This is a genomic window from Asanoa hainanensis (genome assembly GCF_900188485.1).
Classification (GTDB): Bacteria; Actinomycetota; Actinomycetes; order Mycobacteriales; family Micromonosporaceae; genus Asanoa; species Asanoa hainanensis.
The window spans coordinates 393,872-418,551 of record NZ_FZPH01000005.1; the positions used below are offsets into that span (position 1 = coordinate 393,872).

Sequence of the window (24,680 nt, forward strand, 5' to 3'; positions counted from 1 at the left end):
CACAATCCCGGCCGTGGACGAGGTCGAATCCCTTATGCACGAGGTCGGGGCCGCGTTCGTTGCCGGGCTTGTGCGGGTCGGTTCGATGCGGGCGTCTCTGAGCGCGCACGGTCACCAGAGCCAGACCTACGACGATGCCGGCGACGCGGCGTTGATCGGTCGTTGGAGTGCGTCGTCGGGGACCGACGTCTACGGCCTGCTGGCCCGGCTCAGGTCCGCGACGGGTGTCGACGGCGCGTTCGTCGTCGAGCTGAGCGGGGAACCGGCCGGCGGCTACGCGGTCGACTACCACGCGGGTGGTCACGGCGGTGTTCTGCCCGCGCTGGAACCGATGGTGGTGCGCGACGCCGAGTACCGATATCCGGACCACCCGCCCGCCGGGATGCTCCGACCGGCGGCAGCCGCCAATGACGGGAGACCGACCGATCCGGACGTGCTCGTCGAGGTTCGGACGCTGGTGGAGCAGTTCGTCGCGGAACACACCAGGCGCAGTGGCGCGCCACCGGACTTCGGACCTGGTTACCGCGAAGCGGAGATCCTCGCCGCGGAGCATCAGCTTGGCGTGCGCCTGCCGGAGGACCTCCGCGCGCTGTACCGGGTGATCCACGACGACGGCAAGGAGAGCGGTCTGCTCGGCCCGTTCAGCCCGGCGCCGTTGGAGCGGGTCGTCGCGTGGTACCACGAGGACCGTCCCGCTTCGTACGGCTGGAACGATGATCTCTTCGCGGACATCCCCGTGGTCTTCGAGACCCATCCGTACGGGCACGTGCGGCGGGTTTCCCGCAGCGACTGGTGGGTGACGTTCGCGCCGGACCATGGCGGGAACTACGCCGTCGTCGACCTCGACCCGGCCGGGTCCGGGACCTACGGGCAGATACTCTCGTACGGCCGGGACGTCGACGGCCCGATCGCTCACGTCGCCGGATCGGTCCGTCAGCTCCTGCACGAGGTCGTCGCGACACCGGACTGGGAGCCTCCGAACCCGCCGGCGCACGAATGGCTGTTGGACCTCGACGGTTCCGACCTCGCTGACCTGGTTGCCGCGTCCGCTGATCGGTCGGTGATCCAGTTCGTGCACCTCCGTCGGGCCGACCGGCTGCGCCTGACCGATCTGGCCGGGCTGCCGCACCTACGCGCCATCCGCGTCCTCGACGTGCGGCAGAAGGCCACGCACGTGGACCTGGCGATCCCACCGGGCCTACCGGTGGAGCAGGTCGACGTGACAGCCGAACATTTCGCACCGGAACGGCTGGCGACGGCGCGGAGCCTGAGGTACGTGACCCTCGCTGGCAACGAAGCACCCGTTCAGATCGCCGCACTCGCGGCGCTGCCGAACCTGGTGCGCCTCGATCTGGCCGGTGCGGTCGTCGCCGATGTCTCCGCGATCGCGAACCTCCCCGCGCTACGGGTCCTCACCCTCGACGCCGAGCAGTGGCAGGAGCTCCTGGCCACCGGATGGACCCCGAAGAACCTGGCCGCCGCCAGGCTGGGCGGCCGAGGAAACGTCGCTGATGCCGAGTGGCACGACGCGATGCGGCGCGCGGGCCAGCCAACCATGCGACACCGCACGATCCGCGGACCGCGCTGAGCCCGGTCAGGACGCCAAGCCTTCGCGTTTGGTGGTCAGGCGTTCGCATTCCGCGATCTCGTCCCGCATGCGTAGTCGGGTTGCCAGGAGGCGGGCCTCCGCGAGGGTGCGGTCCGCCTCGTCGAGGTGGCCCAGGTCCAGTTCGACGTCCGCCCGCCGGATCAGCAGCGTGGCCAGGTTCGAGACGCTGCCGTGGGCTCGGGTGTAGGACAGGGCCCGGTCCAGCAGGGCGCTCGCCGCGCTCAGGTTGCCGCGCCGGTGTTCCACCACGCCCAGGTTGCCCAACACCCGCACGGTCCATTCCACGTCGTACGCGGGGGTCAGGCCGTCGGCCAGCGCCTGGGTCGCGGCCTCCGGGTCGAAGACCCGGCCCGTCTCCCGGAACGCGCGCTCGGCCGCGTCCCAGTCGCCGAGGTCGCGGGCCAGCTTGCCCTGCTCGAAGACCATGTGCGCGACCAGCACCGAGCTCGCCGGCTGGCTCAGCTTCGGCACGAGCTCCTTCGCCGCCTCCAGATAGGACGCGGCGTCCGTGAACTTCCGTTCGCGCCGGCTGGTCTGGGCGCGCAGGGTGAGCTGGCGCAGCCGCTCCTCCGGCTCCATCGGCAGGTGGTCGACCCGGTCGAGGGCGCGCCAGGCCGCCTCGAACTCGCCGCGTTGCCCATGGATCCAGTTCTGGTACCAGGCCACGTTGACCACGAGGTGGCGCGCCGAGACGGCCTGGGCGTAGCCCTCGACCTCGGCGCAGACGGCCATCAGGTCGTCCCAGCGGCCGTTGCTGTCGAGGTCGGCGAGGACGGCTCCGGCCAGCACGAGGGCGTTGTGCGGCTGGTCGTGGGCCCGGGCCCAGCGGTACGCCGCCTGCAGGTGGGGTCCGATCGTCCGCAGCCGGCTGAGGTCGCGCCAGGTCGGGTCCGCGAGCTGGTACTCGGTGGCGATCGCGAGCATCGCCGCCATCCAGGCGTTCGTGACCTGGTCGCGCAGCTCAGGGCGGTCCTGCATGAGCCGCGTCGCGTACGTGCGGGTGAGCGGCAGCAGGCTGAACGCGCCGTCCTGGAGGTTGATCAGCGAAAGCTCGGTCAGCAGCTGGATGGAGTCGTCGCGGGCCACGACATCCTCGCCGAGCCCAGCGGCGCGGCCGAGGAGCGAACGGTCCACCGGGGCCTCGAACATGGCGACCGCGGCGAGCACGCGCAGGGCGTCGGTGCCTTCCAGCGTGCGCAGGCTTTCGGCGAAGCAGAACGCGGCGATGTCGCTGTGGCCCGAGCCGAGCCGGCGCAGCACCGATTCGGCCGAGTGCCCGAGGCCCATCAGGCTCAGGCTCCAGACGATCGCGAGCGGCACCCCGCCGGTCTTGCGGGTGAGCGACAGCGTCTCCGCGTCGGTGAGGACCACTCCGCGCTGGCCGGCCTCCGCGGCGACGAGCTGCACGGCCTGGTCGTCGGGAAGACCGCGCAGGCGCAGCGAGTACGCCACGTCGATCCGGTGCCGGGAGGTCACGATCGCCTTGGCGGGCTGCGGGAGCTCGCGCAGGAAGGCGAGGATCTGCTCGTCGTCGACGGTCTCCAGGTTGTCGAGCACCAGCAGGACCCGCGTCGGTCCGCTGAGCAGCGTGCGGACGAGGGCGCGCTGCTCCCGCATCGGCAGCTGCACGAGCTCCTTCCGACCGAGCACCGAGCCGGTCACCTCGAAGAGGTCGCGAAGCACGGCCAGCTCGGGCTCGCGTTCGCTGATGCCGTGACCGGTGAGCATGGTGCGCTTCGCGGAGACCCAGACCGCGGCGTCGAACCCCTGGTCGGCGACGAGCTGGTGAGCGGCTTCGAGCGCCAGCGAGGTCTTGCCGACCCCGCCGATCCCGTCGATGACGACGACCCAGGTCCGGTCGCCGGGCTCCATCCTGGCCAGCACCGTCGCCAGTTCGTCGTCACGACCGACGAGCCGCGTGTACGTGCGATGCGGCAGGTTGTGCGAAACGGCAGGCGGAGCCGGAGGCGAGGCGGCCGGCACCTCGAAAGCCCGCAACGCCTCCAGTTGCTGCTGCTGGTACATCAGCGCGAACGAGGGCTGCAGCTCCGGCAGGTGTTGCAGCTCGTCGCGCAGGCAGCGCACAAGCTCGGCGACGGCCCGGTCCAGCCGCGCCTCGTCGGTCTTCGGGCTGAACCGCGTGACCGCCTGGGTGAACGCGTCCTTCGACCCGTCGTGGGTACGGGCCGGGAAGAAGACCATCTCCTGCAGCGCCTCCGCGACCGTCGGCAGGTCGAGCACCGGTGCCTGGTCGAGCAGCAGGTCGACCATCGTCGGATCGACCAGGCCGTAGCCGCTCCGGTAGCGGAGCACTGCCTTGTCGATGGAGGAGCGCAGCCGCTTGTCGAAGTCACGACGCCGGAGTTGGGCACCGACGACCGCCTCGACACCGCGGGCCAACAGGTCGACGAACATGAGCTCACCGTCCGTGGTTCGGCACGACCAGCGTGCGCCGTCCGGGGTTGGCGACCGCGTGCTCGAACGCCTCGTGTACGGCGACGAGCGGGAACGTGCGGTCGATCAGCGGAGCGAGGTCGATCCCGCCGTCGCGCACGATGGCGGCCGCCGCTTCGAAGTCCCGCTCGGTGTGGCTGACCGCGCCACCGACCATGATCTCGCGCGACCGCAGCCGGGCCGGGTCGAGCGAGATCGGCTCGCGGTCGTAGACGGACTGGAACAGGATCGCGACGCCACCCAATCGCACGACCTCCGTCGCGCCGCGAACCGCCGCGCTGCCACCGCGGGTGACCACCGCGGCGTCCGCCCCGGGCACGTCGAAAGCGTCGCGCAGGGCTGAGACGATCGCAGCCGGCTCGGTCGAGCCGACCGTGAGGTCGGCACCAGGCACCTCGGCCCGCTCAGCCGCCACGACGGCGGTGCGCAGCCCCAGCGCCCGCCCATAGGCGAGATGCAGCAGCCCGGTGAACCCCGCTCCGAAGACGACCAGGACGTCTCCAGGCTGGCAGCCGGTGCGCCGGACGGTGTGCACGACGCAAGCGAGCGGCTCGACCAACGCGGCCTCAGCACAGGAGCCGCCGACCGGGTAGACGTCGCGCGGCTCCACGACCAGCAGCTCCGACAGGCCCCCGGGCCCGTCCGAATGCGGCGCCGCGGCATAAGCACACAGATTCGATCGTCCCGCCAGGCAGTAGCGGCACCGGCCACAGCGCGGCAGCAGCGAGACGGCCACGATGTCGCCCGCCACGACACCGCAGTCCGCCGGTGCGGCCACCACGACGGCCCCGACCTCGTGCCCGCCGAGCAGCGGATACTCCGGTCGCACGCCACGGAACACCCGCTGCTCCCAGGTGCACAGCCCACACGCGCCCACGGCGACGAGGACCTGGTCCGGGCCGCGCGGCGGATCGGGCGCGGACCGCACCACGACCTCGTACGGGGCCGTCATCACCGCCTGCCTCACGAGGTGGCGCACCCGCCGCCCAGCACCGGCAGAAGCCGACGGCCACCGGGCTCGTACGTCGCGTCGCGGGTCGGATCCCGCAGCATCTCGGTCGGGAAACGCCCCGCCGCATAAAGCGTCTGGCAGAGCGGGTACGGCGCGCGCAGGTCCTGGTAGCGCGCGATGGCGTTGGCCCGGCACAGGCCACGGCAGCTCTCCGCCACCGCACAGTTGCCGCAGACGCCACGAAGGTCGTCGGCCTGCCACGACCGCAGCGAGGTCAACAGCGAGCTCGACTCCCACAACTCGGTCAGGGGCCGCTCGCGTACGTTGCCGGCCTTGGCCTCGTCGACGTCGTACATCCCATGGCAGATCGCGACGTCCCCGTTGGCCAGCACCGCCACGTAGGACGAGGCCCAGCCGCAGGTCACGGCCGTGCCGGTCGGCTGGAACGCCGGTGGCAGCGTCGTCATCAGGACCGTGTCACGGGAACGCGACGGACTCCAGCGGTAGTCCCAGAACCGCTGCGGCGGCAGCGCGTCCAGCAGGGCGAACAGCTCGTCGTGGGTGATCGCCTCGGCCTGGATCGCGCGGCCCCGGCCGAGGTCGTGCACCGACAGGATCAACTTGAGCTGCGACGCGCCGAGCTGTCGCGACAGGTCGAGGATGGCCGGGATCTCGGCGAGGTTCTGCCGGCGGGTGACCGTGTGGATCGAGAAGTAGCCGTCGCGCTCCCGCAGGATCCGGAGGTTGTCGACCGTACGCCGGAAAGCCCCGGGCTGGCCGCGGAAAGAGTCGTGGACCTCGGCGGTGGCTCCGTCCAGGCTCACGTACAGGTGCAACCGGTCGAAGAACGGGTGCAGCCGGTCCACGACAGGCCTGGTGAGGCCGGTGCCGTTGGTCTCCAGCGAGATCCGGAAGCCCAGGTCGTACGCGATGGCGAGCACGTCGCCGAAGCCCTTGCGGACGAGCGGCTCGCCACCGGTGAACTTGACGTGCTGGGCGCCGAGCCCGCGCGCCTGGGCCAGCACCTCGGCCACCTCGGCGTTGTCGAGCTCGCCGGCCGAGGCCGTGCCCGCGTCGACCCAGCAGTGCTGACAGCCCTGGTTGCAGTTGAGGGTCAACGAGATCGTGAGGTTGTCGAGTGTGGTCACGCGCGCCTCCCGATCTCCCATGTTGGCATGTCGGTGCGACAGCACGGAAGGTCGCGAATCTGTCAGAGATCCGCCGCGTGGACCCAGTTCACCGCGGCCAGCACGAGGTCGGGCAGCTCGGTCGGCGTCTCCAGGCGGCCGACCTCCAGCGCCGGCACCCAGCGACATTCGCCGACCTCGGCGAGCCGCGGCGTGAGGGTTCCCCGCAACGGCCGGCACACGTAGACCAGCTCGATGTGCCGGTGCGCTTCGGACGACGGAGCGTTCATGTCGATGTCGAGAATCGCGAACGGCGGCGGAATGACCCGGATCGCCGGATGCTCGAAACTCTTCGCCCGGATCACCTCGACCCGCAACCCGGTCTCCTCGCGCACCTCGCGGACGACCCCCTCGACCGGGTCCTCGTCGGCCTCGAGATGGCCGCCGGGATAGATCCAGAGGCCGATCTTGTGGTGACTCACCAGCAGCACCCGGTCGCGGTCATCCAGGATGATCGCCGCGGCGGTGAAGTGACGAGCGGATCGCATTCCACATGCTCCCACGCGTGACGGGCGTCACCGGGTCTCCGTACCATCGGCAGGGGAGTGAAATGTCAATGTCGCGCAGCCGCCTCGTCATCGTCACGGGTGGTCCGGGCACCGGCAAGACGACCCTGGTCGACGAGCTGCACCGCGCCGGGTTCGGCACCTCGGAGGAGGCGGGCCGGGCGATCGTGCGGCACCAGGTGCTCGTCGGGGGTCCCGCTCTTCCGTGGTCCGATCCGGACCTGTTCGACGAACTGGTGCTGGCCTGGGGCATGCGCGCCCACGCCGCCGCCCGCACCACTGGCGGCACCGTCTTCTTCGACCACGGCATTCCCTGCATCGCCGGTTACAAGCAGGCGCGCGGCGCGGTGGTTCCCCCGCACCTGGACGCCGCGGCGGCCAGGTTCCGGTACGACCCCCTGGTCCTCGTCGCACCGCCGTGGCGGGAGATCTATCGGCGCGACAGCGAACGATGGGAGACGTTCGAACACGCCGAGCGGATCCATGCGGCGATCGTCGAGGTGCACAAGGGATACGGGTACGACCTGGTCGAGCTGCCGCGGACCGACGTGGCCGACCGGCTCAGGTTCGCGCTCGACCGGATCGAGTGATCAGAGGGTGTCCAACGACGCCCGGCGGCGGGACTCGGCCTCGAAGACCTTGAGCAGCAGGGCAGCGGTCACCGCGTACGCCGCGCCCACCGCGGCCTCCTTCGACAAAGAAGGCAGCGCCGCGCCGAAGCCGTCGCCGTCCACCAGCCGTCGGGCCGCCTCCGCCGAGTGGGTGATCGGCAGCCCGCCGCCCACCACCCGCATCCAGCCCGGCAGGTGGTCGGCCGGCACGTTGACGCCCGTCAGCAGCAGCAACAGCGAGACCGACACGTTGGAGACCAGCCAGACGTCCCGGAACCGCAGCCCCAGCGCGCCCAGCGTCAGTCCGAAGAACGCGCACGACAGCGCACCGACCGCGAGCGTCACCGCCAGCCCGGGGACCGCCGCGAGCGGCACCCGCAGACCGAGCAGCGCCGACCCGACGACGAGGGAAAAGGCGGCGATCAACAGCCCGTTCCCCGCGTACGGGATGGCCCGCCCGAGAAAGACCAGGGTGCGCGGCCGCGGCGAGAGCAGCACGTGCCCGAGCGTGCCGAAGCGGCGCTCGTTGGACACCGCCATCGTCCCGCCGAACACGCAGGCCGTCGACGCGGCCAGGACCGCGTTGCCCACGATGTAGAAGGAGTCGTCGGCGACACCCAACTGCCGGCCGAGGTACGCGAAGAACAGCAGTTGGAACAGCGGACCGACCAGCAGCGTGCCGACGAACATCGACGGCGTGGTCCAGTTGAACAGGGCGCGGTAGGCGATCACGCCTCCGACGGCGAGCAGGCGCACGGGCAGGCCAATCTCTAGGCTAGGGCGAGGGTCGCGTTCGCACGGGCGCGACGCTCCACGTAGGACATGACGAGCGCGCCGGCGACGAGGCACCCGAGGCTGAGCGCCAGGCACACCCCGAGCGACGGCCAGACCGGGCCGGAGCCCGTCACCGACTCCCGCACCGCGCGGGAGGCCCACGTCGTCGGCAGCACCGCGCCGACAGGGCCCGTCCACCCCGGCAACACCGTGATCGGCACGAGCATCCCGGAGACCAGCCAGATCGGGTACTCGAGGGTGTTGTTGATGGCGTTCGCGTTCGGCAGCAGCACGAACGTCGACGCCAGCAGCAGGCCGAACATGCCCAGGCCCAGGATCGCCGCCGGGACCGAGACCGCGAAGGCCAGCGGATCGGCCACGTCCAGCGGGATGCGATAGACCAGACCACCCCAGAGCAGGGTCGCGATCATGGCGTACGTGCCGGTGACCGCGGTCGCCAACGTGATCGGGAAGACCAGCAGCGCCGGCGGGCGCGGAGCCAGCATCAGCATCTCCAGCGTGCCCTGCCAGCGCTGGTTCTGGATCGCTCCGCCGGACCCGAACAGGACCGAGCTCCAGACCGCCATCATTCCCGCGCCGACCGCCGCCTCCAGCAGCCGGTGCGGCTCGGTGCCCGCGCGGAACAGGTAGACCGCCAGGGTCGCCTGGACCAGCGGGACGAACAGCGCCGTCGCGATCTCGAACTGGGACCGGCTGAGCTGTTTGACGTGCAGCAGCGTCGCGCGCCCGATCAACCGCAGCACGCTCACGCGGCCGCCCCGACGGGTGACCGGCCCACGATCGCGACGTACGCGTCCTCGAGTGTCGGCTGCCGCGCGGTCACCCGGCCCAGTCGCACCCCGTCCAGCAGGCGGAGCACGTCCGCCTGCACGTCGACCGTGGCGTCGGACTGCACGGTCACCAGTTGCGCCGTGCCGACGACGTCGACGCTCGCCTCGCGTACCCCCGGAAGCCCGTCGATCCTGGCCAGTTGCGCGTCGCTGACCCCGAACGCCTGCACCTCCAGCACCCGGCGCCCCTCGGCGTGGTGCTTGAGCTCGTCCGGGGTGCCCAGCGCCTGGATCTCGCCGCCGGCGATCACCGCGATCCGGTCGCAGAGCTCCTCCGCCTCGGCCATGTAGTGGGTGGTGAGCAACACGGTCGTCCCCGTGGCGGCCAAGCCGGCGACCGTGTTGCGCAACTCCCGGGCGGCGACCGGGTCGACCCCGATCGACGGCTCGTCGAGGAACAGCACCTCGGGCTCGTGCAGCAGCCCGCGGGCGATGTGCAGCCGCTGCCGCATGCCCCGCGAGTAGCCCTCGACCCGCTCCCGCTCGCGACCGGTCAGCCCGACCAGCTCCAGCAGCTCGCCGATCCGCCGCTTCTGCCGCGCCGCCGGCACCCCGTACAGCTCCGCGAAGTACCGCAGGTTGTCCAGCGCCGAGAGCCGGTCGTAGAGGCCGCGGTCACCGCCGAAGACGTACCCGATGCGCCGCCGTACCTCCCTCGTCTGCGAAACCACGTCGAAGCCGCACACCCGCGCGCTGCCCGAGGTCGGGATGAGCAGGGTGTTGAGCATCTTGATCGTCGTGGTCTTGCCGGCGCCGTTCGGGCCGAGGAGCCCGAACAGCTCGCCCCGGCGGACGTCGAGGTCGACGCCGCGGACGGCGTCGAGCTCCAGTCGCCGTGGGTTGAGCCACCCGGTGCGGGTGCGGTAGGTCCGGCGCAGATCACGCGCCTCGATCGCGAGAGCCATGCCGGGGACGCTAGGTGCGCGACGCGGGTCGGGAAATGAATTCGGCTCAGGCCGAATGCTGGCGGCGGGACGGGTCGTCTGCCAGCAGGTGCAGCAGGGCGGTCCCGGCCGGCTCCAGCGAGTAGAGCACCCGCCGGCCGGCCCGCCGCCGGTTGACCACGCCGGCCGCGGTCAGCGCGGCCAGGTGCTCCGACACGGTGCTGGGTGCCAGGCCGAGGGTCGCCGCCAGGCCCGCGGTGGTTGACGGCCGCGACAGCGCCTCGAGTACGGCGGCCCGGCCGCGCCCGATCAGGATCGCCAGCCGGTCCGGGGCGGGCTCCGGGCGCCCCTCGGCCAGCACGGCCGCGCCCCGGGCCTGGTAGGAGACGGCGACCACCTCGGGATGGTCAGTGGAGCACATCAGCGCGCCCCGAGAGAAGATCAACGGGATCAGCAGGAGCCGTTTGTCGACCGCCGAGAACGCCTGGTCCAGCGGCTTGACCAGGGTCAACACGGGCCGTTCCCAGATCACCCGCTGGTGCAGGTCGGCGAGCAGCGCGTCGGGCCCGTCTGCGGCCAGCGCCCGGGCCCGGTGCAGGACCTCCTCGTCCAGCGCGGCCCGCATCGCCGGCCAGTGCGGCGCCATCGCCGCCTCCCAGAACGCGGCGAGGTCGTCGGCGAGCGCGGCGAAGGCGCGGCCCGGGTCGTCGCGGAACGGCCGGATCCAGGCGGGCGGATCGTGGTAGTAGGCCGGCAGCTGCTCCTCGACCACGCTGCGTGGGGTCGCGGCCAGGGCGTGCAGCTCGTCCTCGATCGTGGGCGCCGGCGTGGGCGGGATCGGCGCGAGGAAGTCGGGCGACCGCGAGCCGGACTCGCGCATGAGCGCCGCCGCCCGGGCCGCCCCCGGCAGGTCCCGGATCGCCTCGTGCGCCCGCACCGCCCACCGCTCGTAGGGCCACGGGACCCCGCCGGGGTTGCGGTCGAGGAGATAGAGCGCGTCGATGGTCTCCCAGAGCGGGCTGATCGCGATCCGGGTGCGGTCGAGCGTCGGCGCGTCGAACTCGATCCGGATCACGGGGGCAGAATAAGTCGCGCGCGGTCGTTGTTACCGGTCAGGTAGCCTTGTGTGCAATTGGCGACGACCCGGCCATCACCGGTGAGCCTCCGGAAGAACGGATCTTCGGATCCCAGTAGAACCGGACGGGTTCGGCCCGTTACAGCCGACAACGAGCGGGTGGTCGTTCTTTGATCACCAAGCGGGGTGGTACCGCGGCCTTATGGGTCGTCCTCGCAGTCCACGACGTGTGTGAGCTGTTCGAGGAGATTGACCACCGATGGCCTATCCCAAGCACGAGAGCAAGCCGGGCGTCCCGGCGAGCCCCGACCTGCCCGCGGTCGAGCGGCGTGTGCTGGACCACTGGACGGCCGACAAGACATTCCAGGCGTCGATCGAGCTCCGGCCAGCCGCCTCCGGCGGCGCAGATGAAACGGCGGGCGTTTCCGCTGCTGTCGGCGGGCCCGCCGACAATGAGTTCGTCTTCTACGACGGTCCCCCCTTCGCCAACGGCCTGCCGCACTACGGCCACCTCTTCACGGGTTACGTGAAGGACGTCGTCCCCCGTTACCAGACCATGCGGGGGCGCAGGGTCGAGCGCCGGTTCGGGTGGGACACCCACGGCCTGCCCGCCGAGGTCGTCGCCGAGAAGCAGCTCGGGATCACCACCAAGGCCGAGATCGTCGACCTGGGCGTGGAGCGGTTCAACGAGGTTTGCCGCACCTCGGTCCTGCAGTACACGCAGGACTGGGAGCGCTACGTCACCCGCCAGGCCCGCTGGGTCGACTTCACCAACGACTACAAGACGCTCGATCTGTCCTACATGGAAAGCGTCATGTGGGCCTTCAAGAGCCTGCACGACAAGGGCCTGGTGTACGAGGGCTTCAAGGTGCTGGCCTACTGCTGGCGCTGTGAGACCCCGCTGTCCAACACCGAGACCCGGATGGACGACGTCTACCGCGACCGGCACGACCCGTCGCTGACCGTCTGGTTCACCCTCGACACCGGCGAGAAGCTCGCGGTCTGGACCACCACGCCGTGGACGCTGCCGTCCAACCTGGCGGTCGCGGTCGGGCCCGACATCGAGTACGCCGAGTTCACCGACGACGCCGGCCAGGTCTACCTGGTGGGTGCCGCCCGCACCGACTACTACGCCAAGGAGCTGGAGGGGTTCACCCGCACCGGCACCCGGCGCGGCGCCGACCTGGTCGGCAAGCGCTACACGCCGCTGTTCGACTTCCTGGTCGACCAGGCCGGTCCGAACGCGTACCAGGTGCTCGGTGGCGAGTTCGTCACCACCGAGGACGGCACCGGCGCCGTGCACATGGCGCCCGCCTTCGGTGAGGAGGACCAGAACGCCTGCAACGCGGCCGGCATCCCGACCATCGTGACGGTCGACGACCACACCCGGTTCACCGCGCTCGTTCCCCCGTACCAGGGAATGCAGGTCTTCGAGGCCAACAAGCCGGTGACGCGCGACCTCAAGGAGCGCGGCGTGGTGGTGCGGCAGGAGACCTACACGCACTCCTACCCGCACTGCTGGCGGTGCGACACCCCGCTGGTCTACAAGGCGGTGTCGTCCTGGTTCGTGCAGGTGACCAAGTTCAAGGACCGGATGGTCGAGCTCAACCAGCAGATCGACTGGACGCCGGGGCACGTCAAGGACGGCTCGTTCGGCAAGTGGCTGGCCAACGCCCGCGACTGGTCGATCAGCCGCAACCGGTTCTGGGGCTCGCCGATCCCGGTGTGGAAGTCGGACGATCCGGCCTATCCGCGTGTGGACGTCTACGGTTCGCTGGAGGAGCTCCAGCGGGACTTCGGCGTGCAGGTCACCGATCTGCACCGGCCGCACGTCGACGACCTGACCCGGCCGAACCCCTCCGATCCCACCGGTCGCTCCACGATGCGGCGGGTTCCGGAGGTGCTCGACTGCTGGTTCGAGTCCGGGTCGATGCCGTTCGCCCAGGTGCACTACCCGTTCGAGAACGCGGACTGGTTCGAGCACCACTACCCAGGCGACTTCATCGTCGAATACATCGGACAGACGCGCGGCTGGTTCTACACCATGCACGTGCTGGCCACGGCGCTGTTCGACCGGCCGGCGTTCCGCACCTGCGTGAGCCACGGCATCCTGCAAGGGTCCGACGGCCGCAAGATGAGCAAGAGCCTGCAGAACTATCCCGACGTGTACGAGGTGTTCGACTCGTACGGCTCCGACGCGATGCGCTGGATGCTGATGTCGTCGCCGGTGCTCCGCGGTGGCGACATGCCGGTCACCGAGCCGGCGATCCGCGACAGCGTGCGGCAGGTGCTGCTTCCACTGTGGAACGTCTGGTACTTCTTCTCGCTCTACGCCAACGCCGACGGCTACGAGGCGGTGCGCCGGACCGACTCGACGCACCTGCTCGACCGTTACGTGCTGGCCAAGACCGGCGAGCTCGTCGCGACCGTGACCAAGCAGATGGACGCGTACGACATCTCGGGCGCGTGCGGGGCCGTGCGGTCGTTCCTGGACGCGCTGACCAACTGGTACGTGCGCCGGTCCCGTGACCGGTTCTGGGCCGGTGACCGGGACGCCTTCGACACCCTCTACACGGTGCTGGAGACGTTGACCCAGGTGATGGCCCCGCTGGCGCCGCTGACGGCCGAGGAGGTGTGGCGTGGTCTGACGGGTGAGCGCTCGGTGCACCTGACCGACTGGCCGTCCGCCGACTCGTTCCCTTCGGACCACGCGTTGGTGGCGGCGATGGACGCCGTCCGTGAGCTGGTGTCGTCGGCGCTGTCGGTGCGCAAGGCCAAGGGCCTGCGGGTCCGGCTGCCGCTGCCGTCGCTGACGGTGGCGACGCCGGACGCGGACCTGCTGCGGCCGTTCGCCGACCTGGTCACCGACGAGGTCAACGTCAAGTCGGTGGAGTTCACCGGCGACGTGGCGGCGCACTGCGAGCGGGTGCTCACGGTCGTGCCCCGGGCGCTCGGCCCGCGGGTCGGCGGCCAGGTCCAGCAGGTGATCAAGGCGGTCAAGGCCGGCGACTGGTCGTTGGTCGCGGGCCAGCCGGTCGCCGCCGGGGTCACCCTCCAGGAGGGCGAGTACGACCTGAAGCTGGTGGCCGCGGACCCGGACAATTCGGCCACCCTGCCCGGTGGTGAGGGCGTGGTCGTGCTGGACAGCACAGTGACGCCGGCACTGGCCGCGGAGGGCGTCGCCCGCGACGTGGTCCGGGTGGTCCAGCAGGCCCGGCGCGACGCGGACCTGGACGTCTCGGACCGGATCACGGTCGTTCTCTCGGGATCTGACGGGATGCGTGCGGCGGTCGAAGCGCACCGCGACTTCGTGGCCCGCGAGGTCCTGGCCGACGCGGTGACGTTCGGTGCGGCTGCTTCTGGCTTCGAGGGCGAGGTCGGCGACGGCGAACCCGTCCGGGTGACGGTCACGCGTAGTTAGGGCCTGTTCGTCCACTCGCGGCGGCGGGCGGTGTCGGTTACGGTGACACCGCCCACGCCGCGAGATCCGGAGGACCCGTGCCGCTGCTCTACACGATCGGCCAGCTCACCATTGGCGTGAGCATGCGGTGGGGTTGGGCGCCGAAGGTCGAGGGCTTGGAGAACGTACCCCCGCGCGGCGGCGCGATCCTGGCCGGCAACCACCTCTCGGTGGCCGACGAGCTGTTCCTGGGCTCGGTCATCCCGCGCCACATCGCATTCTGGGCGAAAGCGGAATACTTCACCGGCACGGGCTTCCGAGGCTGGTTCAGCCGCTCGGTGATGACCGGAATCGGCGCGATCCGGGTGGAGCGAGCCGGCGGCCGGGCGGCCCTGAGCGCCTTCGACGGAGCGATCCCGGTGCTCAAGTCCGGCGACCTGGTAGCGATCTACCCGGAGGGCACCCGCTCACCCGACGGCCGCCTCTACCGCGGCCGCACGGGCGTGGCCCGCCTGGCGCTGGCGGCCAACGTGCCCATCATCCCGGTGGGCTTCATCGGCACCGACGAGCTCCAGCCGATCGGCCACCGAGTGCCCCGCTTCAAACGCGGCACGGCGACGGTCAAGTTCGGCAAGCCGATCGAGGTGAGCGGCCGGGGCAGCGACAGCTCGTCCCTGCGCCAGATCACTGACGAGGTCATGGTCGCGATCCAAGAAATGACGGGCCAGGAATACGTCCCGAAATACGCCCCGATGCTCCGGGTCGGAACCCCCCAAGGCGAATAGCCGCGATCGAGTCAGACCTCGTCACCGGCGGGTGGGATAGCCCACCGAAGCACGGCTTTGCCCTCGACGGGTTCCAGCGTCAGCGGGTATACCTGCCCGTACGCCCGGCCCGCCGTGAATCGCTGTAGTTCGCTCGGTGACCAGTGGACGCAGAGGGTCGGGCAGCCCGCCACCTCGACCACCCCGGCGCCGAGCGGACTCGACCAGCCCGCGCGATACCCGAGATGGTGATGGCTGTGCGGGTCGACGTGTGCCAGGTGCGCGTGGTGGCCCCGGTCCACGGCCCACTGGTTGATCGCGGCCGCCCGCTCGTGCGCGACCTCGATGGGCAGATCGAGCCAGCCATGCTCGCCAGCCCGGACCCGCGGCACACGGAATTCCGCGCACGCCTCCTCGGCGCCGGCACCCCAGATCCGCAGATCGGCCAAACCGTCGACGGTGCGCGCCGACGACAGGAAGCCGACCCAGGAGTCAAGCGCGACCGCGTCACCGACGACCATCCCGGACCGATCGACGGGAAGATCGCCCAGGTGCACGGGTTCCGGTGTCGCTGACACCATCGACCAGGGCACGTTCAGGTCGATGTCGAGCGTGCCGATGGTCGCGGTCTCGTCGTACGTTCCGGGGCGGGTTCGCGCGGTAACTGTCAACAGTCCGGACCCGGCCGGCACGGCGACCGCTTCCGCAAGCCAGTCCCGCAGATGGGCACCACCCTCGCCGGCGGCCCGCGTGGCCCGAACCGACAAGGTCTCGCCAAGGTCAGCCCACTGATCGAGAAACCCACCGCAGCCCAACACCACCACGCCCGACGGCGCGACCACCGAGCCCAACGTCGTCGCCTTTGGCATCTGACTGTGGGTTGCGCGGTGACCCGTTACCGCCTGCCGCGCAGCGGCGCCAGCGAGGTCAGGATCGGGAGAGCCACCAAGACTGCGACGATCCCGAGCACGATGAGGAACGCCGTTCGGGCGCCGAGTAGATATGCCATCGACCCGACCAGAAACCCGATGCCGGTGGCCACCAGGAGCCGGGTGCCGGGGACCTGGAGCCCCGTGGGCGGCAGCCACCGGTCAACGATGAGTTCAACCCGCGCCGCGTCGACCTCGAACCTCGCGGCGATTTTCTCCAGGGGCTGCCCGGCGATGTAGGCGGCGACGATGTCGTCCTCGTGCTCGTGCAGCGTCCAGGTCATCCCGCCACGATAAGCACGGGCGGCTATACCCCGCAGTCCCTCAGCGGCGACTGACGCGGGCGCGGCTGGAGAAAGATCGCGGCGTTGGAGGAGCCACAGCCCGTGGCGTGACACCGCGCGGTGCGGCGGCGGGATCCTGGACGGAACCTATCCGCAGGGTGAGCTGGTTCCCGCGCCGCTACTTCATGCAGAGTCGCGGAACGTACGTCGAACCGACGCCGCCCACCGCCCTCCAGTTGGTCGTGGAGAGCCTGGTCTTCGCCGCGCTGGCGTTCGGCGTCCTCACCTACGCGAGCAACCGCAACCTCCAGACCCTCGTGCGCGACCTGGCGCCGGACGCACCGCACCAACTGCCCCGGCTGGGCAACCAGCGGCTCGAGCGCCGGGCGCGGGTCGCCGGTGGAGCCCAGGACGGCAACCTGCTTCTCTACAGTGGACAGGAGCCCTTCCTCGGCGCCGGCCGGCGTGGCCGGGACTGGTCCCTCGTCCTCGAGCTGCGACGCGCCGGGGACCCGAACCGGTACGGGCCGGGTGAGCCGGTGCGGATCGACCCGGTGGCCCTCAACCGCTACGTCAAGCGGCGGCTAGCGGAGCTTCGCGACGACTCGCTGCCCGAGCCGGAGCAGATCGCCGGCCTCCAGCTTCGCGACGTCGTCATCGCGGCCGGTGAGCGGGAACCCACGAGCCCGCTGGTCGACCTCACCGCACGGTTGCCGTTCCCGTACGCCAGCCGGGGTGCGATCGAGGCCTTCATCCGGCATCCGCAGGCCAGTGCGCGGCATTTCCTGCGCGCCACCACCGGCACGCGCGGCACCGCCGTACGCGACCAGTACGGCTACCCGATTCTGGGCGCCGAAGACCAGGAGGTCGAGATCTCGGCGTTCGTCCACCTGGCGGTCGAGGGCGGGCTGTTGTACCTGGAGTACGTGCCGACGATGCTCGGGCCCGTCGACGACCGGTTCCACGAGATCGACCGGCTGCCGCGCAACAACAAGGACCTCCTGCTCCGGGCACTGGCGGACGCCGTACGCACGATGCCCGTGTCGTTGATCCTGGCGCCCCTGGAACTGGTCGTCGGGTTGCACCGGCACTGGACCATGACGGGGCGGATGAACCGCCTGGACCGCCGCAGCTTCGAGGCGCCGCGGTACGACTACGGAGCCCGCGTGAGCATCCGCGCGCTCGCGTCCAACCGGGAGCCGGACACGTTCATCCAGACGCTGGACTCGACCAAGTACAGCAAGCTGATCGAGCGCCGGCTGACCGGTGCCGTGATCGACTACCTGGAGAGCCAGGGCGTCGACACCAACGAGCTGGTCCAGCGGGTCAACGTGGTCCACGACAACTCGGTCGTCAACGTGTCCGGCGGCACCTTCAACGGCCCGACGGCGTTCGGCCGGGAGGCAAACGCCACCGCCAACGGTCCCGCCACCGCCAACGCCGCGGTCGCCGGGCCGAAGGGAGGCACGCGGGCGTGACCGACGGAGTCAGCATCAGCGGCGGCACGTTCCACGGCCCGGTCGCGGCCGGCGAGCACGCCAGCGCGACCGTCAACTACCACGCGACCGACGTGGCGGCCCTGCTCGGCCAGCTCCGCGAGCTGATCGACCAGGCCGGCGACCCCGACGCGGCCCGCGCCGCCGTCGAGGACGTCGAGGAGGCGATCAACCGCCCGGCGCGCTTGGCGAACCGGCTCCGCTCGGCGCGGGACAGGTTCGAAGAGGTCGGCGCGGCGGCCGCGCTCATCGCGGCGATCGCCCAGGCCTGCGGGATCCCCTGGCAGTGACCTCCGCTGCCCGGGTCGGCCGGCGCGCGTAAGCCACGAAGGCCGCGACCGCGAGGTAAGCCAGCGGGGTCAGCACGGACACACCGAGTACCGCGGCGTTCGTGACGGCCGCGCCCGCGAGCAGGCCGACAAGGCCGAGCGCCGAGGCGAACGCCAGCCGCGGAACCAGCAGACCGATCGCGCCGGCGACCTCCAGCGTGCCGACCGCATAGCGGAACCACTGCCCGGCGCCGATGTCCGCGAACAGGTCGACCATCGCCGGGTCGCCGAACAGCTTCGCCAGGCCACCGCCTCCGATGGCCAGCGCCAACACCACCTGCGGGATCCACACCAGATGCCGCCACCTGCCGCTCATGCGCTCCACCTCTCCGCGTCGGTTGCCCGAGACGTCGGAGCGCACGGGGGGGCCGGACACGTCTCGACGGATTCGCTGCCTTGATGGCACACTCCAAGCTCTCGCGCTCCGGAGGTCACGCCGTTGTCCAACAGACCTGTCGAGCAACGGCTGATCGACGCCGTCGATGCCGGGGAGGTGCTCGATCTGGCCGGTGACGGGGCGGTCGACGAGGCCGCGATGCGTTCATGGGGTGCGGAGCGCACGATTTCCGCGTCACTCGTCCGGGACCTCGTCCGTGGGAGCGCGGAGGCGGATCCCCATGGTGTGCGGCTCCGTGGGGCGCGGATCTCCGGCCGGATCGATCTGACGAACATCACCAGCACCGTGGCGATCGAGCTACGCGACTGCCTGCTCGCGGACGGCCTGACGCTCAGCAACGCCCACCTGCCGGCCGTGGCCCTGGTCGGCTGCCGGGTCGACGGGACGGTCGAGGCCAGCCGACTCACCGCGCCGACGTTCTCGCTGGCGGAGACCACCGTGAAGGGCACGGTGCGGCTGCTCGCCGCCCACCTGGGCACCCTGGATTGCACCGGCGCGCGGCTGGAGAGCGCGAACGGGCCCGCCCTCGACGCCGACGGCCTCCGCACCGACCAGAGCGTGTTCCTGCGCGACGGCTTCACCGCCGCCAGCGCCAACAAGCACGGCACGGTCCGCCTGGTCGGTGCCGACATCGGCGGGCAACTCAACTGTAGCCGGGCGTTTTTCCAGAACACGGCCGGTCCCGCCCTCGACGTCGGCAACGCCGAGGTCTCCCACGAAATGCTGCTCGACGACGGCGCCGCTGTCACCTCCGCCACCGAAGGCGCCGTCCGGCTGATCGGTGCCCAACTGGGCTCGTTGACCGGTGCCGGGGCGCGGATCGGGAGCGACATCGGACCGGCCGTCGTCGCCGACGGGCTCCGGGTCGACCGGGATCTGGCCCTGGACTGGGGTTTCACCGCCACCGGCGGTGGCGACCGGGCCGTGCTGGAGCTGACCTTCGTACGCGTCGGCGGGTCCCTCGCCTTGGACCTCGACGGGGTGGACAGCGTCGACCTGGACGGGCTGACGTACGCCGGGCTCCCGTGGCCGCGATCCGCGCGCCGCTGGCTGACCACGCTCCGGGCGCACACCCCCGGCTATCAGGCGCAGGCCTACCAGCAGCTCGCCGGCGCCTACCGCACCGCTGGACACGACCGCGACGCCCGCGCCATCCTGATCGCCCAACGCCGTGACCAGATAACGCGCGCGGGGCTGTCCCGCTCCGAACGGGCCTGGGGGCGGTTCACCGGCTTCACCCTGGGGTACGGCTACCAGCCCTGGCGGGCGTTGCTCCTGCTGCTGGCCACGCTGGCGACGGCGGTCGTCCTCAGCGTCGTCGTCGGCGGGCACCACGGCGGGCTCGCGCAGAAACCGGGCACCGCCGCCTGCTCGACCGTCGACCAGATCGGCGTCGGCCTCGACCTGGGCACTCCCCTGCTCAAGACCGGCGCCCGCGACCGCTGCCAGCCCACCGCGACCGCCACCGGCCAGACCCTCACGGTCGCCGGCTGGTTTCTCCAGTTGCTCGCCTGGACCTTCGCGACCTTGTTCATCGCCGGTTTCACCAGCGCGGTGCGTAAGACGTGACTCGCGGGCGGGCCGGCGTCAGACCACCCGGCCGACGCCTCCCACCGAGGCGCTCTGCGGCGGGTTGTCCTCGAAGTTGCTCGGGTCGGCCGGGTCCGGGTGCCATTGCGGCACCCACACCACGCCCGGGTCCACGAGGTCGAGGCCTTCGAAGAAACCCAGGACCTCGCCGCGCGTACGCGGGAAGAGCTGGCTCGAGGTGTTCCGCTTGTAGAGGTCCTTGGCGTCTTCGAGCTGCGCCGTGCGTTCGGGCATGCCCTCGACCGAGCCGTGTGACAGGACCAGGTGGCTGCCGGGCGGCAGGGCCTTCAGCAACGTGCGGACGACGCCCGTCGCGAGCTCGTCGTCGGGCACGAAGTGCAGCACCGCGCACAGCAGCAGCCCGACCGGCCGGTCGAAGTCGAGCGTCGCCCGCACCTGCTGGTGCTCGAGGATCGACCCCGGCTCGCGCAGGTCGGCGTTGATCGCCGTGGCGTGGGGGTTGTTGCGGAGCAGGTCGAGGCTCTCCGACACGGCCACCGGGTCGATGTCGACGTAGACCACCCGGGCGTCGGGCGTGACCGCCTGCACCACCTCGTGGACGTTGCCCTCGGTAGGGATGCCCGAGCCGATGTCGAGGAACTGGGTCACGCCGGCGTTGGCGACGTGCCGCGCCGCGCGGCGCAGGAAGGACCGGTTGTCGCGGGCGGCCGCCCGGACCATCGGGAACATCTCGATCATCTTGTCGCCGGCCTGTCGGTCGGCCAGGAAGTTGAAGGTGCCGCCCAGGATGTAGTCGTAGATCCGGGCCGCCGTGGCCGGCTTGGATCCACGATCGGGTGGAGCCTCGACCACGTCTGACCCTCCGTTCGAAACCGTCGAACCGCGTAGGCGTCCACTATGCACTAACGGTGCACCAATCCGCTGCCCCCAGGAGTCGTATACGACTGGATCGCGGTGACAGCGGCACCCCGGGCCCACTCGTCGAACCCGCCGGGGTGGATCTCGACGCGCACCGGGTCGGCGGCCGGGTCTCGGTCGGCGGCCAGGCCCGCGGCGACGGCGTCCGCGGCCACCGACGCCAGCCGGACGCCGTCGCCGGCCAGCACCACCGTCGGCACCATGGTCAGGTTGGCGATCATGGCGACCAGCCGCCCCAGGGCCCGCCCGGCGTCGCCGACCACCCGCGCGGCCACCGGGTCACCGGACGACGCGAGCTCCAGGCACTCCGCATAGGTCAGAGCGCCGCCCCGGCCGAGCGCGACCGCGTCCCGGATCTTGCCGCTGGCCAGCATCGCCTCCGCGCAGCCCCGGTGGCCGCGGGCGCACAGCGGACCGAGCGGGTCGAGGCAGAGGTGGGCGACCAGGCCGACGCCGGCGTCGTCGCTGTCCACCAGGCGGTCGTGCACGACCAGGCCGTAGCCGATCCCCACCCCGATCGTGACCAGGGCGAACCGGTCGGTGCCGCGGGCCGCGCCGAACCAGTGCGTGGCCCGGGCCAGGGCCAGCACGTCGTTGTCGACGACGGTCGGCACCAGCGTCGCGGTGGTCACCAGCCCGCCGAGGTCGACGGGCTCGGACCAGCCCAGATAGGGCGCCGCTGTGACGATCCGGTGGTCGGCGGCCCGGCCACCGAGGCTGACCCCGATGCCGGTCAGCGGCTGGTCGCCGGCGACGCAGGCGACCAGGGCCGCCACGCTGGCCACGATGTCGGCCGGCGACGTGCCGCGCAGCGGACCGTCCACCCTGGCCAGCACCGCGGATCGCAGGTCGGCCAGCACGGCGTACCCGTGCGATCCGGTGAGCTTGACCCCGGCGAAGCGGTGACCGCCGGCGACCACGTCGAGCGGGGTGGACGGCCGGCCGACGCCACCCTCGCGGCCACGGCGTTCGCGGTGATCCTCTACCTGGCCGGGCTGCAGACCATCCCGGGCGAGTTGTACGAGGCGGCCTCGATCGACGGCGCCGGCGCCTGGCGTCAGTTCCGGCAGATCACCTTCCCGCTGATCGCCGCGTTCTTCACGATCAACATGGTGCTGTCGCTGAAGAACTTCCTGAACGTCTTCGACCACATCATCCCGCTGACCAACGGCGGCCCGGGCACGGCGACCGAGTCGATCTCGCTGGTCATCTACCGGGGCGGTTTCCAGGGCGGCGACTTCGCGTACCAGACCGCCAACGCCGTGGTGTTCTTCGTCGTCATCGTCGCGTTCTCGCTGTTCCAGCTCCGCATCCTGATGCGCCGGGAGGTGCAGGCCTGATGACGGTCCTCGGTCTCACTCGGCGGCGTTCGGAATTCAAGGTCAACTGGTGGCTGACCGCGCTGATGTGCGTGCTCTCGCTGACCGTGCTGGTGCCGCTCTACTTCGCTGTGGTCACGGCTTTGAAGACTCCGGACGAGCTGTCCGGGTCGGGTTTCGGGTTGCCCGCCGACCCCCGTTGGGCCAACTTCTCCGAGGCCTGGGACCTGACGAACTTCCCGCAGGCGGCGTTGAACAGCGCGCTGATCACCGTGGGCGCGGTCGTGCTGACGCTGGTGACGAACTCGATGGTGGCGTACGCGATCAGCCGTAACATGCACCGGCGCCGCTTCAAGATCCTGTTCTTCTACTTCGTCTCGGCACTGTTCGTACCCTTCCCGATCATCATGCTGCCCGTGGTGAAGCAGACCTCGCTGCTGTTCATGGACAACCAGGTCGGATTGATCTTCTTGTACGTGGTGTACGGGCTCGCGCTCAACGTCTTCATCTACGTCGGCTATCTCAACTCGATCCCGCGCGAGCTGGAAGAGGCGGCGATGACCGAGGGGTGCCAGCGTGTGGACGACGTTCTGGCGGATCATCTTCCCGCTGCTGGCCCCGATCAACGCGACGGTCGGCATCCTGACCTGCCTGTGGGCGTGGAACGACTTCCTGCTGCCGCTGGTGGTGCTGTCGTCGCCGTCGGCGCAGACGCTGCCGCTGGTCCAGTACGTCTTCCAGGGCCAGTTCAGCACGAACTACACGCTGGCGTTCGCGTCGTACCTGATGGCCCTGGCCCCGATGGTCCTGGTCTACCTGTTCGCCCAGCGCTGGGTGATCTCCGGGGTGATGCGCGGCTCGGTGAAATGAGAGCGTGTCGAGGGTGTGCGAGAGTGAGTCATGCCCGACGGGAGCGTGGTGCTCGCCGAGGACGCGTTGCTCGGAATGCTGGTCTCGTTCTGGCAGCTGGTCATCGGCCTCTGTGTCCTGCTCGCGCTGGGCGCGGCCGCCTACCGCCTGGCAGCCCGCGGCCCGTCACGCATGACCACCGCCATGCTCGTCACGGGCGCGGCGGTCGTCGGCATCGCGGTCCTGAGCTACCTGGCCGGCGGCTTCTGACCAACCCCTCCGGTGCGCGCCCTCGGGGGCCCGCTACCCGCGACGTGGACGAGTTGGCGGGCCTGCCCCGGGTGCTCGGCGCCGTTTTGGTCGCGGTCGCGACGGTCGCCCTCGCGCCGCTGGCCGGCCGGCACCACGCAATTCCCGCAGTTCTCTCCTGAACTTTTCCCACCCCACCCGGTACCCATCATCGTGACACTCACCATCTGGCTCCACGAGGCCTGCTCGCTGACGCGGACCGCCCGGTCGGCCGCGGGCCGTTCCGACCGTAGGGCCGGTCCGCCGCGGGCCGGTCCGACCACAGACCCGGTCCGCCGCGGGCAGGTCGGCCGCAGGCCGATCCGACCATAGGCCGGTCGACCACGAGCCCGGTTCACGGCGGGTCCAACCGCAAGGCCCGTCGAACCGCAAGCCAGGTCCAAGCGCAAAGCCGAACCAACCTTGCGCCTGGTGGCGAAATGGTCAGGCAACCTGCGCGGACACCAGGACGGCCGACGTCGGCAACGCCAACCGGCCGTCGGCCTCCATGAACGGTGCCGTGAGTCGGTCGAACTCCGAGCGCACCCGCGAACGCGTCGCGGAGTCTTGGGCCGTCAGCACCGCGCCGGTGGCGCCAATTCCGGCGGCCGGACCGTTCCACCACGCCTCGGGATCCGTGCGGTGGATCCAGGAAAGCTCCGAGCCCGAGACGTCCGCATACCCGGACCGCGCGAACAGGGAGCTCAGCCCCTCGACGCTCCGCGGGAAGTCGTGGCCGACCTCGACCCGCGGCAGGTCTGGCGGGCGCACGACCGAAGCGGCGGCGAAGATGTCGGCCCACAGCCGCTGCGCGACCGGTTGTGGATGCGGCCAGATCGTCACCGCGACCCGGCCGCCCGGCCGCACCACCCGGCCCAGCTCCGCCACTGCCGCCAGCGGATCGCCGACGTGGTTGACCACGAAGTTGGCTACCGCCGCGTCGAACAGCCCGGCCGCGAATGGCAGCTCGGGCAGCGACGCCAGTCGGACGTCCGGCAACGAGAGGGCGGCCAACGCGACCATGCTCGGCTCCGCGTCGACCGCGATCACCGACGCCCCGCGGACAAGCGCCAACGACGCGACCGTCCCCGACCCGGTGCCGACATCGAGGACGGCTACACCAGCAGAGACCCCGGCGGCGTCCAGCAGGGACTCGGCCGGCCCCGCGCACAGCGCGGCGAGGGTGTCGCGATAGACCGACGCCCGGCCCGCCCACTGGGCACGCTCGTGCTCGTCGAAGCGCGATCCCAAGG

At 70.9% G+C, this 24,680-nt stretch carries 25 protein-coding genes and 1 pseudogene; 11 read left to right on the forward strand and 15 right to left on the reverse strand.

The features are described 5' to 3' along the window. The first annotated feature begins 13 nt into the window (after nt 1-13). Complete coding sequence (locus tag CHC05_RS15805; protein WP_144022610.1) at nt 14-1,588, forward strand: SMI1/KNR4 family protein; 1,575 nt, start codon at nt 14-16, stop codon at nt 1,586-1,588. A 6-nt stretch (nt 1,589-1,594) separates the two neighbouring features. Here the strand turns inward: CHC05_RS15805 and CHC05_RS43035 are convergent, their stop codons facing one another. The 4 genes from CHC05_RS43035 to CHC05_RS15825 form a co-directional block, all read right to left on the reverse strand. Beyond that, entirely contained in the window at nt 1,595-4,024 is a 2,430-nt protein-coding gene (locus CHC05_RS43035) for an NB-ARC domain-containing protein (RefSeq protein ID WP_089249359.1), read from the reverse strand. 4 nt (nt 4,025-4,028) lie between these two features. Next, a complete protein-coding gene (locus CHC05_RS15815) occupies nt 4,029-5,015 on the reverse strand; it encodes a zinc-dependent alcohol dehydrogenase (RefSeq protein ID WP_144022611.1) in 987 nt (328 codons plus the stop codon). Between the two features lie 11 nt (nt 5,016-5,026). Continuing rightward, the gene (locus CHC05_RS15820; protein ID WP_179266203.1) at nt 5,027-6,163 is read right to left on the reverse strand and encodes a radical SAM/SPASM domain-containing protein; all 1,137 of its coding nucleotides are present in this window, start codon (nt 6,161-6,163) and stop codon (nt 5,027-5,029) included. A gap of 62 nt (nt 6,164-6,225) precedes the next feature. Further along, on the reverse strand, nt 6,226-6,690 hold the full coding sequence (locus CHC05_RS15825; RefSeq protein WP_089249365.1) for an NUDIX hydrolase: 465 nt from the start codon (nt 6,688-6,690) through the stop codon (nt 6,226-6,228). Between the two features lie 68 nt (nt 6,691-6,758). Here CHC05_RS15825 and CHC05_RS15830 point away from each other — a divergent pair, with 68 nt between their 5' ends. Then, complete coding sequence (locus CHC05_RS15830; RefSeq protein WP_218824555.1) at nt 6,759-7,298, forward strand: AAA family ATPase; 540 nt, start codon at nt 6,759-6,761, stop codon at nt 7,296-7,298. Here CHC05_RS15830 and CHC05_RS15835 read toward each other — a convergent pair whose 3' ends face one another. The 4 genes from CHC05_RS15835 to CHC05_RS15850 are packed head-to-tail and all read right to left on the reverse strand — an operon-like array spanning nt 7,299 to nt 10,903. Continuing rightward, nucleotides 7,299-8,075, reverse strand: coding sequence for an ABC transporter permease (locus tag CHC05_RS15835; protein WP_245870880.1), 777 nt, complete (start codon nt 8,073-8,075; stop codon nt 7,299-7,301). Nucleotides 8,076-8,089: 14 nt separating this feature from the next. Beyond that, on the reverse strand, nt 8,090-8,863 hold the full coding sequence (locus CHC05_RS15840; protein ID WP_245870882.1) for an ABC transporter permease: 774 nt from the start codon (nt 8,861-8,863) through the stop codon (nt 8,090-8,092). Continuing rightward, nucleotides 8,860-9,849, reverse strand: coding sequence for an ABC transporter ATP-binding protein (locus CHC05_RS15845; RefSeq protein WP_089249369.1), 990 nt, complete (start codon nt 9,847-9,849; stop codon nt 8,860-8,862). The genes CHC05_RS15840 and CHC05_RS15845 overlap by 4 nt, the downstream gene beginning before the upstream one ends. Nucleotides 9,850-9,895: 46 nt before the next feature. Next, the gene (locus CHC05_RS15850) at nt 9,896-10,903 is read right to left on the reverse strand and encodes an ArsR/SmtB family transcription factor (protein ID WP_089249371.1); all 1,008 of its coding nucleotides are present in this window, start codon (nt 10,901-10,903) and stop codon (nt 9,896-9,898) included. Nucleotides 10,904-11,162: 259 nt separating this feature from the next. Here CHC05_RS15850 and ileS point away from each other — a divergent pair, with 259 nt between their 5' ends. Together ileS and CHC05_RS15860 are read left to right on the forward strand one after the other, a co-directional pair. Further along, nucleotides 11,163-14,324, forward strand: coding sequence for an isoleucine--tRNA ligase (gene ileS / locus CHC05_RS15855; RefSeq protein WP_089249373.1), 3,162 nt, complete (start codon nt 11,163-11,165; stop codon nt 14,322-14,324). Nucleotides 14,325-14,401: 77 nt separating this feature from the next. Continuing rightward, complete coding sequence (locus tag CHC05_RS15860; RefSeq protein ID WP_089249375.1) at nt 14,402-15,088, forward strand: lysophospholipid acyltransferase family protein; 687 nt, start codon at nt 14,402-14,404, stop codon at nt 15,086-15,088. An 11-nt stretch (nt 15,089-15,099) separates the two neighbouring features. Here the strand turns inward: CHC05_RS15860 and CHC05_RS15865 are convergent, their stop codons facing one another. Both CHC05_RS15865 and CHC05_RS15870 read right to left on the reverse strand, forming a co-directional pair. Further along, nucleotides 15,100-15,936, reverse strand: a complete 837-nt coding sequence (locus CHC05_RS15865) for a hypothetical protein (protein WP_089249377.1) — start codon at nt 15,934-15,936, stop codon at nt 15,100-15,102. A 26-nt stretch (nt 15,937-15,962) separates the two neighbouring features. Then, a complete protein-coding gene (locus CHC05_RS15870) occupies nt 15,963-16,280 on the reverse strand; it encodes a hypothetical protein (protein ID WP_089249379.1) in 318 nt (105 codons plus the stop codon). Nucleotides 16,281-16,438: 158 nt separating this feature from the next. On the opposite strand from CHC05_RS15870, the gene CHC05_RS15875 reads away from it, so the two are divergent. Together CHC05_RS15875 and CHC05_RS15880 are read left to right on the forward strand one after the other, a co-directional pair. Continuing rightward, entirely contained in the window at nt 16,439-17,758 is a 1,320-nt protein-coding gene (locus CHC05_RS15875) for a hypothetical protein (protein WP_089249381.1), read from the forward strand. Further along, a complete protein-coding gene (locus CHC05_RS15880) occupies nt 17,755-18,066 on the forward strand; it encodes a hypothetical protein (protein WP_089249383.1) in 312 nt (103 codons plus the stop codon). Before CHC05_RS15875 ends, CHC05_RS15880 begins: the two co-directional genes overlap by 4 nt. Here CHC05_RS15880 and CHC05_RS15885 read toward each other — a convergent pair. Next, nucleotides 18,023-18,421 (reverse strand): DoxX family protein, encoded by a 399-nt coding sequence (locus tag CHC05_RS15885; RefSeq protein ID WP_089249581.1) that lies wholly within the window; start codon nt 18,419-18,421, stop codon nt 18,023-18,025. The two genes, CHC05_RS15880 and CHC05_RS15885, sit on opposite strands and share 44 nt — an antisense overlap. Before the next feature lie 123 nt (nt 18,422-18,544). On the opposite strand from CHC05_RS15885, the gene CHC05_RS15890 reads away from it, so the two are divergent. Next, the gene (locus CHC05_RS15890; protein ID WP_089249385.1) at nt 18,545-20,071 is read left to right on the forward strand and encodes a hypothetical protein; all 1,527 of its coding nucleotides are present in this window, start codon (nt 18,545-18,547) and stop codon (nt 20,069-20,071) included. An 18-nt stretch (nt 20,072-20,089) separates the two neighbouring features. On the opposite strand, the gene CHC05_RS15895 is transcribed toward CHC05_RS15890, so the two are convergent. Further along, complete coding sequence (locus CHC05_RS15895; RefSeq protein WP_089249387.1) at nt 20,090-20,905, reverse strand: SAM-dependent methyltransferase; 816 nt, start codon at nt 20,903-20,905, stop codon at nt 20,090-20,092. Between the two features lie 50 nt (nt 20,906-20,955). After that, a complete protein-coding gene (locus CHC05_RS15900) occupies nt 20,956-21,891 on the reverse strand; it encodes an ROK family protein (protein ID WP_218824556.1) in 936 nt (311 codons plus the stop codon). On the opposite strand from CHC05_RS15900, the gene CHC05_RS15905 reads away from it, so the two are divergent. Then, on the forward strand, nt 21,874-22,311 hold the full coding sequence (locus CHC05_RS15905; protein WP_218824557.1) for a carbohydrate ABC transporter permease: 438 nt from the start codon (nt 21,874-21,876) through the stop codon (nt 22,309-22,311). The genes CHC05_RS15900 and CHC05_RS15905 overlap by 18 nt on opposite strands. Before the next feature lie 100 nt (nt 22,312-22,411). Here CHC05_RS15905 and CHC05_RS42490 read toward each other — a convergent pair whose 3' ends face one another. Continuing rightward, the gene (locus tag CHC05_RS42490; protein ID WP_245870912.1) at nt 22,412-22,627 is read right to left on the reverse strand and encodes a hypothetical protein; all 216 of its coding nucleotides are present in this window, start codon (nt 22,625-22,627) and stop codon (nt 22,412-22,414) included. Here CHC05_RS42490 and CHC05_RS43440 point away from each other — a divergent pair. From CHC05_RS43440 to CHC05_RS15915, 3 genes and pseudogenes are all read left to right on the forward strand, one after another. Continuing rightward, nucleotides 22,626-22,793: pseudogene (locus tag CHC05_RS43440) on the forward strand (hypothetical protein); the annotation flags it as partial. The gene CHC05_RS42490 and the pseudogene CHC05_RS43440 sit on opposite strands and share 2 nt — an antisense overlap. Nucleotides 22,794-22,866: 73 nt before the next feature. Further along, entirely contained in the window at nt 22,867-23,160 is a 294-nt protein-coding gene (locus CHC05_RS43045) for an ABC transporter permease subunit (protein WP_281257677.1), read from the forward strand. Between the two features lie 30 nt (nt 23,161-23,190). Beyond that, on the forward strand, nt 23,191-23,409 hold the full coding sequence (locus tag CHC05_RS15915; RefSeq protein WP_089249391.1) for a hypothetical protein: 219 nt from the start codon (nt 23,191-23,193) through the stop codon (nt 23,407-23,409). 462 nt (nt 23,410-23,871) lie between these two features. On the opposite strand, the gene CHC05_RS15920 is transcribed toward CHC05_RS15915, so the two are convergent. After that, complete coding sequence (locus CHC05_RS15920) at nt 23,872-24,678, reverse strand: class I SAM-dependent methyltransferase (RefSeq protein WP_089249393.1); 807 nt, start codon at nt 24,676-24,678, stop codon at nt 23,872-23,874. Between the last annotated feature and the right edge of the window lie 2 nt (nt 24,679-24,680).

What these genes read in the sequence shown, in the direction of transcription:
- CHC05_RS15865 (WP_089249377.1), bottom strand. Translation starts at nt 15,936, where the DNA reads ATGCCAAAGGCGACGACGTTGGGCTCGGTGGTCGCGCCGTCGGGCGTG.
- CHC05_RS15915 (WP_089249391.1), top strand. Translation starts at nt 23,191, where the DNA reads ATGCCCGACGGGAGCGTGGTGCTCGCCGAGGACGCGTTGCTCGGAATG.
- CHC05_RS15830 (WP_218824555.1), top strand. Translation starts at nt 6,759, where the DNA reads ATGTCGCGCAGCCGCCTCGTCATCGTCACGGGTGGTCCGGGCACCGGC.
- CHC05_RS15815 (WP_144022611.1), bottom strand. Translation starts at nt 5,015, where the DNA reads ATGACGGCCCCGTACGAGGTCGTGGTGCGGTCCGCGCCCGATCCGCCG.
- CHC05_RS15845 (WP_089249369.1), bottom strand. Translation starts at nt 9,849, where the DNA reads ATGGCTCTCGCGATCGAGGCGCGTGATCTGCGCCGGACCTACCGCACC.
- CHC05_RS15870 (WP_089249379.1), bottom strand. Translation starts at nt 16,280, where the DNA reads ATGACCTGGACGCTGCACGAGCACGAGGACGACATCGTCGCCGCCTAC.
- CHC05_RS15825 (WP_089249365.1), bottom strand. Translation starts at nt 6,690, where the DNA reads ATGCGATCCGCTCGTCACTTCACCGCCGCGGCGATCATCCTGGATGAC.
- CHC05_RS42490 (WP_245870912.1), bottom strand. Translation starts at nt 22,627, where the DNA reads ATGTTACGGCTGATCGCGTACGCCACCATCGAGTTCGTCACCAGCGTC.
- CHC05_RS15885 (WP_089249581.1), bottom strand. Translation starts at nt 18,421, where the DNA reads ATGAGCGGCAGGTGGCGGCATCTGGTGTGGATCCCGCAGGTGGTGTTG.
- ileS (WP_089249373.1), top strand. Translation starts at nt 11,163, where the DNA reads ATGGCCTATCCCAAGCACGAGAGCAAGCCGGGCGTCCCGGCGAGCCCC.
- CHC05_RS43035 (WP_089249359.1), bottom strand. Translation starts at nt 4,024, where the DNA reads ATGTTCGTCGACCTGTTGGCCCGCGGTGTCGAGGCGGTCGTCGGTGCC.